Here is a 13,227-nt window from a genome sequence, read left to right on the forward strand (position 1 = left end):
TCAACCAAGCTTCGCTGTGAGGTCAATTGACTGACCTTCAGCAAGCTGGACATACGCCTTCTTGATGTCAGAACGGCGACCCGGACGACCTTTGACGCGCTTTGTCTTACCTTTCTGGATCAGGGTGCTGACACCAGCCACCTTGACGTTGAAAAGCTTCTCGACAGCGACCTTGATCTGCGGCTTCGTTGCTTCCAGAGCCACCTTGAACACAACCTGGTTCTTCTCAGAAGCCATGGTTGCCTTTTCAGTGATCAGCGGTGCACGCAGCACATCAAACAGAGCTTCCTGAGACAGGCCAGCAGCCGCCTTGCGTGCATTCAGAACTGTTTTCGTTGTCATGCCAGACGCTCCTTGAGACCCTCAAGAGCAGCGTGGGTAATCACCAGCACATCATGCTTGAGAATATCATAAACATTTGCCCCGATCGTGGGCAGGAGATCAATCTTGGGCAGATTGGCAATCGCACGGGCAAACGGCTGGTCAGCAACCTGATCCACGATCAGCGCAGACGAGCAGCCAAGAGCCTTCAGACGGGCAGCAGCCTCACGGGTCTTCTCAACGCCTGCCAGATCCTTCAGGATGATCAGCTTGCCTTCAGAAGCCTTCTGGGAAACGGCAGAGCGCAGCCCGAGACGACGCACCTTCTTGGGGAGGTCGAAACCATGATCACGGGCGACCGGACCATGCACAACACCACCGGTCCGGAACTGCGGAGCTCTCAGAGAGCCCTGACGGGCAGAACCTGTCCCCTTCTGGCGATACGGCTTCTTGGTTGTGCCAGAAACGACACCCCTGCCCTTTGTTGCGTGTGTGCCAGCACGACGTTTGGCAAGCTGCCAGTTCACGACGCGGGCCATGATGTCCTTGCGGGGAACAATCCCGAAAATCTCTTCCGGCAGTGCGATTTTACCGGCACTTCCGTTTTCGAGGGTTTTGATATCGTATTCCATATCCCTCACCCGGCGGCCTCAACGGTCGCTGCCGGATATGGCGCGTCCGCATTACGGGCCTTCTTGATTGCATCGCGAACCAGAACAACACTGTTCTTGGCACCTGGGATAGCACCGCGCACCATGATCAGGTTACGCTCTTCATCCACAGCAGCAATTTCGAGGTTTTGTGTTGTCACGCGCTTGTCACCGAGGTGACCAGCCATCTTCTTGCCCTTGAAGACCTTGCCAGGATCCTGGCGCTGACCTGTAGAGCCGTGAGAACGGTGACTGATGGACACGCCGTGTGTCGCCTCAAGACCGGCAAAGTTGTGGCGCTTCATGACACCAGCAAAACCTTTACCCTTGCTGCGGCCCGTGACATCCACTTTCTGACCAACCACGAAATGGGCAGCAGAAAGCTTCGTCCCCGGTTCCAGCAGGGCATCCTCTGCCACACGGAACTCGGCCAGCTTCTTCTTGGGCTCAACCTTCACACGGGCAAAATGCCCACGGTTCGCTTTTGTGACGTGCTTGGCCTTTGCAGCCCCCATACCAAGCTGGACAGCCGTATAGCCATCACGCTCCTGTGTACGGGCATCCACAACCTCGACAGCATCAAGGTGCAGCACCGTCACCGGCACATGTGTGCCGTCTTCTTTAAAGAGCCGGGTCATCCCCAGCTTTTTTGCAATCAATCCGGTACGCATCGTCTGGACCTTAGAGTTTAATCTCGACATCTACGCCAGCGGCGAGATCGAGCTTCATGAGGGCGTCCACGGTCTGCGGGGTCGGCTCGACAATGTCGAGCAGCCGGCGGTGCGTTCTCATTTCGAACTGCTCGCGGCTCTTCTTATCCACATGCGGTGAACGATTCACAGTAAACCGGGCAATATGCGTCGGCAGGGGGATGGGACCCCGAACCCGCGCACCCGTACGCTTCGCCGTATTGACGATCTCTTTCGTGCTGTTATCCAGCACGCGATGATCATACGCTTTGAGGCGAATGCGGATGTTCTGGTCGTCCATGATTTCACTTCATCCTTAATAAACCGGATGCCGTCCTACTGCATTTCTCCTAGAAATGGAACCCCGGCCGAAAAAAATTCGACCGGGGCACCAGATTCCGAAGTCAGCAGGGACTTAGGCGCTGATGGAAGCCACCACGCCGGCACCCACTGTACGGCCACCTTCACGAATAGCGAAGCGGAGACCTTCGTCCATGGCGATCGGAGCAATCAGCTCGACATCCATGGTAGCGTTATCACCCGGCATCACCATCTCGGTGCCTTCCGGCAGGGTCACAACACCCGTCACGTCCGTCGTACGGAAGTAGAACTGCGGACGATAGTTGGTAAAGAACGGCGTATGACGGCCACCCTCTTCCTTCGTCAGGATGTAGGCCTCAGCCTTGAACTTGCTGTGCGGGGTGATGGTGCCCGGCTTTGCCAGAACCTGACCACGCTCAACATCTTCGCGCTTCGTGCCACGCAGCAGAGCACCGATGTTGTCACCAGCTTCACCGCGATCCAGCAGCTTGCGGAACATCTCGACGCCCGTAACTGTCGTCTTGACGGTAGGACGCAGACCAACGATCTCGACCTCGTCACCGACGTTGACTTCACCACGCTCGACACGGCCAGTCACAACCGTACCACGCCCGGAGATGGAGAACACGTCTTCGATCGGCATCAGGAACGGACGGTCAACCGGACGCTCCGGCTGCGGGATGTAGCTGTCAACAGCCTTCATCAGCTCCAGGATGGCTTCCTTGCCCTGTGCCGGGTTACCATCTTCCAGAACGGCCAGAGCAGAACCCTTGACGATGGGGATATCGTCACCAGGGAAGTCGTAGGAGGACAGAAGCTCACGAACTTCCATCTCCACCAGCTCCAGCAGCTCCGGATCGTCAACCTGGTCAACCTTGTTCAGGAAGACCACCAGAGCCGGCACACCGACCTGACGGGCCAGCAGGATGTGCTCACGTGTCTGCGGCATCGGGCCGTCAGCAGCGGAGACAACCAGAATGGCGCCATCCATCTGGGCCGCACCGGTGATCATGTTCTTCACATAGTCAGCGTGGCCGGGGCAGTCCACGTGAGCGTAGTGACGGTTTTCCGTCTCATACTCAACGTGAGCTGTGGAAATCGTAATACCACGAGCGCGCTCTTCAGGAGCCTTGTCGATCTGGTCATAAGCACTGAAGGTTGCACCACCGGTCTCAGCCAGTGTCTTTGTGATTGCAGCCGTCAGCGTGGTCTTACCATGGTCAACGTGACCAATCGTGCCGATGTTAACATGCGGCTTTGTACGCTCAAATTTAGCCTTTGCCATCGTCTCTCTCCAAAACCTTGACCCACAGGGGCCAGAGGTATGACTGAAACTTCATGCTGGCCACTCTGGAAACCAGAAAATGGCCAGAAGCCTTATTACCGGTAAAAATTACCAGCGATAATGACTGAATGCCTTATTGGCTTCAGCCATACGGTGAGTGTCTTCCCGCTTCTTGACGGCTGCACCGCGGTTGTTCACCGCGTCCATCAACTCATTGGAAAGACGGTCCTGCATGGTGTTCTCACCACGCTTGCGGGACGCCTCAATCAGCCAGCGGATAGCCAGCGCCTGACGGCGTTCTGCACGAACCTCTACCGGAACCTGATAGGTCGCACCACCAACACGGCGGGAACGGACCTCAACGGCCGGCTTTACATTATCCAGTGCTGAGTGGAACATGGCCACCGGGTCCGCAGAAGACCCGCCACGCTTACGCAGCACTTCCAGTGCTCCATAAACGATGCGTTCAGCAGTAGATTTCTTACCATCATACATCAGCGCATTCATGAAGCGCGTAATGACGGCATCTCCGAATTTTGGATCGGGAAGGATCTCACGCTTGACAGCGCGATGACGGCGACTCATTCCAAATACCCCTTATTTCGGCCGCTTTGCGCCATACAGCGAACGGCGCTGACGGCGTTTTGCGATACCCTGCGTATCCAGCACACCACGAAGAATGTGGTAACGCACACCGGGAAGATCCTTCACGCGACCACCGCGGATCAGAACAACGCTATGCTCCTGGAGGTTGTGCCCCTCACCCGGAATATAGCTCACCACCTCATACCCGTTGGTCAGACGCACCTTGGCGACCTTACGCAGGGCGGAGTTCGGTTTTTTCGGCGTTACAGTATAAACACGTGTGCAAACACCACGCTTCTGCGGACATCCCTGCAGAGCAGGAACCTTGTTCCGCTTTGCGGCCGGCTCACGGCCCTTTGCGATCAACTGGTTGATGGTCGGCATGCGCCCTTCCCAATCCTTGTCCATATGCTGACGGGGAAACCCCCGCCACGACATTCCGTTCTAACCGACATGCGGCTGAACCGCCTGTCTTCGCACGATTGCACAGAAGAAAGGAAAGAATCTTCCCTCCTCCAAAGCTACTTGCCTCTGGACTTAACCTTTTTTTCCAAGAAACAAAAGTAGTGCCAGATGCTATTTTTTATTCTGGGACGATTCCTTCACCTTAACAGGCGGGAACTGTCTAAGGCGCGGACCCTAAGTTGGGTTGGCCCGAGAGTCAAGCCTCTCTGCCATAACAGAGAGGCTTGACCCCAGAATTCCTCACTCAGCAGCGTCTTCTACCTCAGCTCTCCCCTTATCGAGGCGAGCCGGGGCCTGGTCTGCTGCAAGATTACGCAGACGCCGCATGGCACCGCCCGTCCCTGCCGGGATGAGACGGCCCACGATCACATTCTCCTTCAAGCCACCAAGCGTGTCGATTCTGCCAGATGTGGCAGCATCGGTAAGCACACGCGTAGTCTCCTGGAAGGAGGCCGCAGAGATGAAGGACTGCGTCTGTAGAGACGCCTTGGTAATACCCTGAAGGATCGGCATGGCCTTTGCCGGCTCACGCCCCTGCTCCAGAAGCATCCTGTTGTCCCGCTCGAACTCGATCCGGTCCACAGTCTCACCAATGAGATAGGTGGAATCACCCGGCTCCAGAACCTCAACCTTCTGCAACATCTGGCGGACGATCACTTCAATATGCTTGTCGTTGATCTTCACGCCCTGCAGGCGATAGACGTCCTGAATCTCATTGACCAGATAGTCGGACAGGGCTTCCATCCCCATGACCTTGAGGATGTCATGCGGCACACGGGGACCATCGACCAGCGGGTCACCCTTCTGGACAAAGTCACCTTCCTGCACGGAAATGTGCTTGCCTTTGGGTATCAGGTAATCCGTCCGCTCACCCGTCTCGTCATTATGTACGATGACACAACGCTTCGACTTGTAGTCCTTGCCGAACTCGATGCGGCCATCACCTTCGGCAATGATCGCATGGTCCTTCGGACGGCGGGCTTCGAACAGCTCGGCCACACGTGGCAGACCACCGGTAATGTCACGGGTCTTGGAACCCTCGCGCGGAATACGGGCCAGCACGTCACCGGCATGGACCACGGCCCCATTCTCCACGGACAGAATACTGTCAGGAGACAGGAAGTAGCGGGCCTCGTTGCCATTGGCGAGACGGACCACATTGCCATCCGCATCCTTGAGCTGGAGGCGGGGACGCAGATCAACACCCTTGGCGGCCTGCTTATAGTCCACGACAACACGTGAGGTCAGACCGGTCACCTCGTCAACCCGCTCGACCAGCGTGATGCTGTCGATCAGGTCCTGATACTCGACCGTCCCAGCCTGCTCCGTGATGATCGGCAGCGTGTAGGGATCCCACTCTGCCATCTTGTCACCACGCTTGACCTCCTGCCCTTCGGACACCATCAGGCGGGCACCATAAGGCACACGGTAGCGGGCCTTCTCCGCCCCGGTTTCGTCAATCAGCAGAATCTCACAGTTCCGGGACATGACCACAGGAACATTCTGGGAATTCTGGACGACGTTGCGGTTACGGATGGTCACCTTGCCGTCACGGAAAGCCTCGACCATGGACTGCTCGGCACCACGGGTCGCCGCACCACCAATGTGGAAGGTACGCATCGTCAGCTGCGTTCCCGGCTCACCGATGGACTGGGCAGCGATCACGCCAACGGCTTCACCGATGTTGACCGGCGTACCACGGGCCAGATCACGGCCATAACAATGAGCGCAGATGCCCGCCTTGCTGTCACAGGTCAGGACGGAGCGAATTTCCACCGCTTCAATCCCGGCACCTTCGAGCATCTCGACATCAGCTTCTTCCAGCAGACGGTTGCGCTCCAGCAGTTTCTCACCCGTCATCGGATGGAACACATCCTGGGACAGGGTCCGCCCGAGGGCACGCTCTGCCAGAGAAGCCACGACCTCACCGCTATCCGTCACCGCACGGACAACGAGGCCACGCTCGCTACCGCAATCAGTTTCGGTAATGATGCAGTCCTGCGCCACGTCGACAAGACGACGTGTCAGGTAACCAGAGTTGGCGGTCTTCAGCGCCGTATCAGCCAGCCCCTTACGGGCACCATGGCTGGACGTGAAGTAATCGAGAACTGACAGACCTTCTTTAAAGTTGGCCACAATCGGCTGCTCGATGATCTCACCAGACGGCTTCACCATCAGGCCGCGCATACCGGCAAGCTGCTTCATCTGGGCCGGTGACCCACGGGCCCCGGAATGGCTCATCATCCAGACAGAGTTTGTCGGCTTGCCCGGTACCTGCTTGGAAATCTCCTTGAGCATGGCCGCCTGCACTTCATCCGTACAGCGGGACCAGGCATCCACCACCTTGTTATAGCGCTCACCAGCGGTGATCAGACCTTCCTGATACTGCTGCTCGAACTCCTTCACCTCTTCGGTGGTTTTGTTGACCAGAGTGGTCTTTTCGGCTGGAACGATCATGTCGTCCTTGCCGAAGGAGATGCCAGCCTTGGCAGCGTGGCGGAAACCAAGAGCCATGAGACGGTCACAGAAAATGACAGCCTCTTTCTGCCCGCAGTGACGATACACGGTATCAATCACGTCGGACACCAGCTTCTTCGTCAGCTGACGATTGATCAGGCTGAACGGAATGGCCGGATGCTTCGGCAGGATCTGGGCAATCAGGGCGCGACCCGGTGTCGTCAGGATCATCTGACGGACCGGCTTGCCTTCCTCATCCTGAGCATCCAGACGCAGACGGATCTTGTCATGAAGCTTCAGCGCACCGGAAAGCAGGGCCGCCTCAATCTCGGCCACGGCCGCATAGGCAGGCGGAGCCGCCTTGATGACCTTGCCATCCTTGATCTCGGCTTCATCCGGCGTCAGACGGTACTCGGGCACCTCGAGGCTCAGATAGTACAGGCCAAGCACGATGTCCTGGGAAGGCACAATGATCGGCTTGCCGTTGGCCGGGCTGAGGATGTTGTTGGTGGACATCATCAGCACACGAGCTTCCAGCTGGGCTTCCAGCGAAAGCGGTACGTGCACGGCCATCTGATCACCGTCAAAGTCCGCATTGAAGGCGGTGCAGACCAGCGGGTGCAGCTGGATGGCCTTGCCTTCCACGAGGCTCGGCTCAAATGCCTGAATGCCGAGACGGTGCAGGGTCGGCGCACGGTTCAGCATCACCGGATGTTCACGGATGACCTCTTCGAGGATATCCCAGACTTCCGGACGCTCTTTCTCGACCATCCGCTTTGCGGCCTTGATGGTCGTGGCGTGCCCGTACTTCTCCAGCTTGGAATAAATAAAGGGCTTGAACAGCTCCAGCGCCATCTTCTTGGGAAGACCACACTGATGCAGCTTCAGCTCCGGCCCCACCACGATCACGGAACGGCCAGAATAGTCCACACGCTTGCCGAGCAGGTTCTGACGGAAGCGACCCTGCTTCCCTTTCAGCATGTCGGACAGGGACTTCAGCGGACGCTTGTTGGCCCCGGTGATGGCACGGCCACGACGGCCATTGTCGAACAGCGCATCAACGGCTTCCTGCAGCATGCGCTTTTCGTTGCGGACGATGATGTCTGGCGCACGCAGCTCGATCAGCCGCTTCAGACGGTTGTTACGGTTGATGACACGGCGATACAGGTCATTCAGGTCGGAGGTGGCGAAACGCCCACCATCCAGCGGCACGAGCGGACGCAGCTCCGGCGGAATCACGGGCACGATGTCCATGATCATCCATTCCGGACGGGCACCGCTCTCGACGAAGGATTCGACCATCTTGAGGCGTTTGACCAGCTTCTTGCGGGCTGCCTCGGATGTCGCCTTGCGCAACTTCTTGCGCATGACCGTCTTTTCCGAATCGCCGTCCATCACCTCGGCGTCGTAATCGAACGGATCCGGCTCGCCACGCTCCCGGGCAGCACGGCTCAGCTCGGCCTCCTGAGCATTCGGCAGACCCCAGTCATAGCTGGACAGCGCACGCTTGATGGCCTCGGCACCAATACCGACATCCAGACCGTCATCAGCGAATTCATCCATCAGCTCTTCGCAACGGATTTCATCCAGCAGATACTGGTCACGACGCTTGCCGTGCTTGTAGGACTCGACCTGATCGGACTCGCAGACGCCCTTGTCGAGCACCAGGAACTTCTCGAAATACAGGACCGGCTCAACATCCTTGAGCGGCAGGTCCAGCATCGTGGCAATGCGGCTCGGCAGGGACTTCAGGAACCAGATATGAGCGACAGGTGAAGCAAGGTCGATATGGCCCATCCGCTCACGGCGGACCTTGGCCAGCGTCACCTCGACACCGCACTTCTCACAAACGATCCCACGGAACTTCATCCGCTTGTACTTGCCACAGAGGCACTCGTAATCCTTGGTCGGACCAAAAATCCGGGCACAGAACAACCCGTCACGCTCCGGCTTGAAGGTACGGTAGTTGATCGTCTCCGGTTTTTTGATCTCGCCATAGGACCATGAGCGGATCTGCTCACTGGAGGCGAGCTGGATGCGGATCTGGTCAAACGTGCCTGACTGACCAGACTGACCCAGAATCTTCATGAGTTCGTTCATTTGCCGAAACCCCACTGTGCCGGGCGGCGTCCCGCCGGCACGTTAAACATGAACAATGAAGAAGAAGCGGAAAGCACTGCCCTCACAGCCCTCCCTGCTCAAGTTCGACATTCAGACCAAGCGACTTCAGTTCCTTCACCAGAACGTTGAAGCTCTCTGGAATACCAGCTTCAAAGTCGTCCTGTTCACGAACGATCGCCTCATACACCTTCGTCCGGCCGGACACATCGTCCGATTTCACCGTCAGCATTTCCTGCAGCGTGTAGGCAGCACCGTAAGCCTCCAGTGCCCAGACCTCCATCTCACCGAAACGCTGACCACCGAACTGGGCCTTACCACCAAGCGGCTGCTGGGTGACCAGCGAGTAAGGACCGATCGAGCGGGCATGAATCTTGTCATCAACAAGGTGATGCAGCTTCAGCATGTAGATGTAGCCCACCGTGGACTGACGCTCGAACTTCTCGCCCGTACGCCCGTCGATCAGCTGGGACTGACCACTCTCGCTGACACCAGCCTTCTTCAGCATCTCCTCGATGTCAGGGATGGAGGCACCATCAAACACCGGAGTTGCGATCGGCACGCCCTTGCGCAGGTTGTTGGCCAGCTCGATCAGCTGATCGTTGTCCATCGTGGCGATATCTTCATTGAAGATCTTCTCACCATAGACATCTTTCAGACGGTCCAGCAGCTCCTGCCGACGCTCACCCGTGCGCTGATATTCATCAACCATCGCACCGATGCTCTGGCCGATATTGGCACAGGCCCAGCCCAGATGCGTCTCCAGAATCTGCCCCACATTCATGCGGGACGGCACGCCCAGAGGATTCAGCAGCAGATCAACCGGCTGACCATTCTCGAGGAACGGCATGTCCTCGACAGGAACGACACGGGACACCACACCCTTGTTACCGTGACGGCCAGCCATCTTGTCACCCGGCTGAAGCTTGCGCTTCACGGCAATGAAGACCTTGACCATCTTCATCACACCAGGCGGCAGCTCGTCACCACGCTGGAGCTTCTCGACCTTGTTGTCGAAGCGGTTGTTGATGCGCTTGATGGCACCATCAAACTCACGGCACAGCGTTTCCAGCTCGGCCATGACGGCCACGTCGGCAACAGGAATGTTGCGCCACGTCACACGGGGATGCTCACCCAGCAGCTCGGCCGTGATCGGCGTACCAGCCCGTACGCCCTTGAAGCCTGCAGCGGCTTCCTGCCCGACCAGACGCTCCTTGAGGCGGTTGTAGAAGCTGCGCTCCTGGATGGCACGCTCGTCATCACGGTCCTTGGCCAGACGCTCGATCTCGGCCCGCTCGATGGCCATGGCACGCTCGTCCTTGTCCACACCACGGCGGGAGAAGACACGGACATCAACCACCGTCCCGCTCGTGCCCGGGGGCAGCTTGAGGGAGGTGTCACGTACATCAGAAGCCTTTTCACCGAAGATGGCACGCAGAAGCTTTTCTTCCGGTGTCATCGGGCTTTCACCCTTCGGCGTCACCTTGCCGATCAGGATGTCACCCGGATTGACCTCGGCACCGACATAGACAATGCCGGCCTCATCGAGGTTGCGCAGGGCTTCCTCACCGACATTCGGGATGTCACGGGTGATTTCTTCCTGACCCAGCTTGGTATCACGGGCCATGACCTCGAACTCTTCAATGTGAATTGAAGTGAAGATGTCATCCCGGGCGATACGCTCGGAGATCAGGATGGAGTCCTCGAAGTTGTACCCGTTCCACGGCACGAAGGCCACGAGCACATTACGGCCCAGAGCCAGCTCACCCAGTTCGGTGGACGGACCATCAGCGATGATGTCACCGGCAGCGACCAGATCGCCAACCTTCACCAGCGGACGCTGATTGAGGCAGGTAGACTGGTTGGAACGCATGTATTTGCGCAGACGGTAGATGTCCACGCCCTGGGTGGCCCCCTGCTCGTCCGTCGCACGGATCACGATACGGGCACCATCCAGCTGGTCCACCACACCGCCACGCTTGGCGATGATGGTCGCACCAGAGTCGTGCGCCACAGGGCCTTCCATGCCAGTACCGACCAGCGGGGCATCAGCCTTCACCAGCGGCACGGCCTGACGCTGCATGTTGGAACCCATCAGCGCACGGTTGGCGTCGTCGTTTTCCAGGAACGGAATAAGCGCAGCAGCCACGGAAACCAGCTGCTTCGGCGACACGTCACAGGCGGTAACCTGTTCCGGCGGCACAAGACGGAAGTCACCGGTCTGGCGGACAGCCACCAGCTCGTCCGTCAGACGATTGTCGCTCTGCTTGGCATCGGCCTGCGCCACCAGAAGGCGTTCTTCCTCCATGGCGGAGAGATACTTCCAGCCGTCCTGGAAAACGCCATCCTTCACCAGACGATACGGCGTCTCGATGAAGCCGTACTTGTTCACCTTGGCATAAGTGGCCAGGGAGTTGATCAGACCGATGTTCGGCCCTTCCGGCGTCTCGATCGGGCAAATACGGCCATAATGGGTCGGATGAACGTCACGGACTTCAAAGCCTGCACGCTCACGGGTCAGACCGCCCGGACCAAGGGCCGACAGGCGACGTTTATGTGTCACCTCGGAGAGCGGATTGGTCTGATCCATGAACTGGCTGAGCTGGGAGGAACCGAAGAACTCACGTACGGCAGCAGCAGCAGGCTTGGCGTTGATCAGGTCATGCGGCATGACCGTGTCAATATCGACAGAGCCCATACGCTCACGGATGGCGCGCTCCATACGCAGCAGACCGATGCGATACTGGTTCTCCATCAGCTCGCCGACGGAACGGACACGACGGTTGCCGAGGTTGTCGATATCATCGACCTGACCACGACCATCCTTGAGATCGCAGAGGATCTTGACCGTCCGCAGGATGTCTTCCTTGCGCAGCGTCCGCAGCGTATCGGGCGCATCCACATCCAGCCGCATGTTCATCTTTACACGGCCAACGGCAGACAGGTCATACCGGTCCTGCGAGAAGAACAGACCATGCAGCATGGCTTCTGCCGTCTCACGGGTCGGCGGCTCACCAGGGCGCATGATGCGATAAATATCGATCAGCGCCTCTTCCCGCGTGGTGTTCTTGTCCGCCATCAGGGTGTTGCGGATCCACGGGCCATGCGTCCCGTCAATTGCGAGAAGCGGAAGCTCCTTCAGGCCCAGCTCTTCCAGCTCGGCCAGTTTCTCTTCCGTCAGCTCCTCGCCAGCCTCGGCATAGATTTCACCGGTCTTTTCATTGACAAGGTCATGGGCAATGAAGCGACCCAGAATATCCAGACGCCCCACCTGCACAACACGGGTCTTCTCGGCGATCTTGCGAACGACACGGGCTGTCAGTTTGGTCTCGGCATCTGCCACAACCTCGCCGGTATCAGCATCCACCAGCGGGCTGAGCAGCTTCAGCCCACGGAAGGCATCCGGCTCAAACGGGCGGGCCCACTCGCCACCCATGCGGGTGAAGGGCACGACATCGTAGAAAGTGGAGAGAATCTCGTCCTCATCCATACCGGCAACTTCGAGTGTATCGACGTCACCACCCTCGGCCAGCTTGGCTTCACGAGCCTTGAGGTAATTGTCACCTTCCAGTGCATAGAGCAGCGTGGTGACCGGCAGCTTGCGCTTGCGGTCGATGCGGACATGGATGATATCCTTGGCATCGAACTCGAAATCGAGCCAGGAACCACGGTAAGGGATGATACGGGCAGCAAAAAGATACTTCCCGGAAGAGTGTGTCTTGCCCTTGTCGTGATCGAAGAACACGCCGGGACTACGATGCATCTGGGAAACGATGACACGTTCCGTCCCGTTGATGATGAAGGTCCCGTTGTCCGTCATGAGCGGCATGTCGCCCATATAGACCGGCTGCTCCTTCAGGTCGTGAATGGAGCGGGTCCCCGTATCCTCGTCAATATCCCACGTTGTCAGACGCAGAATGACCTTCAGCGGGGCTGCATAGGTCAGGCCACGCTGGATGCACTCTTCCACATCGTATTTCGGTTCTTCGAATTCATAATACTGGAAATCCAGCCGCCCACGGCCAGCAAAATCATGAATCGGAAAAACTGAACGGAACACCTCCTGAAGGCCAGCCGGCTCCCGGCTGTCGGGGCGCACATTCATCTGCAGGAAAGCTTCATAGGAAGCCCGCTGCACGTCAATCAAATTAGGCATCGGCGCAATTTCGGGAATGCGCCCGAAGCTCTTGCGGATCCTCTTACGCCCTGTGAACGATTTTGTGATCGCCATCTTATCCTGCCTCTGAACCAGACCTTCAAGTCGTCCGCTATGTGACCATCCCATTAACCCCATGGAATATCAGACGACTTGAACGGCTGGCTTAATCCTGTCTAT

9 protein-coding genes are annotated in these 13,227 nt (G+C 57.9%); all 9 read right to left on the reverse strand.

Features of this window, described 5'->3' with window-relative positions; genetic code table 11:
- Nucleotides 1-297 (reverse strand): 50S ribosomal protein L23, encoded by a 297-nt coding sequence (locus CPA54_RS05380; protein WP_181005181.1) that lies wholly within the window; start codon nucleotides 295-297, stop codon nucleotides 1-3.
- Nucleotides 298-338: 41 nt separating this feature from the next.
- Nucleotides 339-953, reverse strand: a complete 615-nt coding sequence (rplD, locus tag CPA54_RS05385) for a 50S ribosomal protein L4 (protein ID WP_043557831.1) — start codon at nucleotides 951-953, stop codon at nucleotides 339-341.
- 5 nt (nucleotides 954-958) lie between these two features.
- Entirely contained in the window at nucleotides 959-1,642 is a 684-nt protein-coding gene (gene rplC / locus CPA54_RS05390; RefSeq protein WP_043557830.1) for a 50S ribosomal protein L3, read from the reverse strand.
- A 10-nt stretch (nucleotides 1,643-1,652) separates the two neighbouring features.
- Nucleotides 1,653-1,961: a 30S ribosomal protein S10 gene (gene rpsJ / locus CPA54_RS05395; RefSeq protein ID WP_018980179.1), complete on the reverse strand. Its 309-nt coding sequence runs from the start codon at nucleotides 1,959-1,961 to the stop codon at nucleotides 1,653-1,655.
- A 114-nt stretch (nucleotides 1,962-2,075) separates the two neighbouring features.
- Nucleotides 2,076-3,266 (reverse strand): elongation factor Tu, encoded by a 1,191-nt coding sequence (gene tuf, locus CPA54_RS05400; protein WP_043557828.1) that lies wholly within the window; start codon nucleotides 3,264-3,266, stop codon nucleotides 2,076-2,078.
- A gap of 108 nt (nucleotides 3,267-3,374) precedes the next feature.
- Nucleotides 3,375-3,851, reverse strand: coding sequence for a 30S ribosomal protein S7 (gene rpsG, locus CPA54_RS05405; protein WP_043557827.1), 477 nt, complete (start codon nucleotides 3,849-3,851; stop codon nucleotides 3,375-3,377).
- A 12-nt stretch (nucleotides 3,852-3,863) separates the two neighbouring features.
- The gene (rpsL, locus tag CPA54_RS05410) at nucleotides 3,864-4,235 is read right to left on the reverse strand and encodes a 30S ribosomal protein S12 (protein ID WP_023979007.1); all 372 of its coding nucleotides are present in this window, start codon (nucleotides 4,233-4,235) and stop codon (nucleotides 3,864-3,866) included.
- A gap of 321 nt (nucleotides 4,236-4,556) precedes the next feature.
- Entirely contained in the window at nucleotides 4,557-8,873 is a 4,317-nt protein-coding gene (rpoC, locus tag CPA54_RS05415) for a DNA-directed RNA polymerase subunit beta' (RefSeq protein WP_043557824.1), read from the reverse strand.
- An 82-nt stretch (nucleotides 8,874-8,955) separates the two neighbouring features.
- Nucleotides 8,956-13,122 (reverse strand): DNA-directed RNA polymerase subunit beta, encoded by a 4,167-nt coding sequence (gene rpoB, locus CPA54_RS05420; protein WP_043557823.1) that lies wholly within the window; start codon nucleotides 13,120-13,122, stop codon nucleotides 8,956-8,958.
- Nucleotides 13,123-13,227 lie beyond the last annotated feature (105 nt).

The sequence above is a fragment of the Parasaccharibacter sp. TMW2.1890 genome (genome assembly GCF_023337645.1).
GTDB classification, from domain to species: Bacteria; Pseudomonadota; Alphaproteobacteria; order Acetobacterales; family Acetobacteraceae; genus Bombella; species Bombella apis.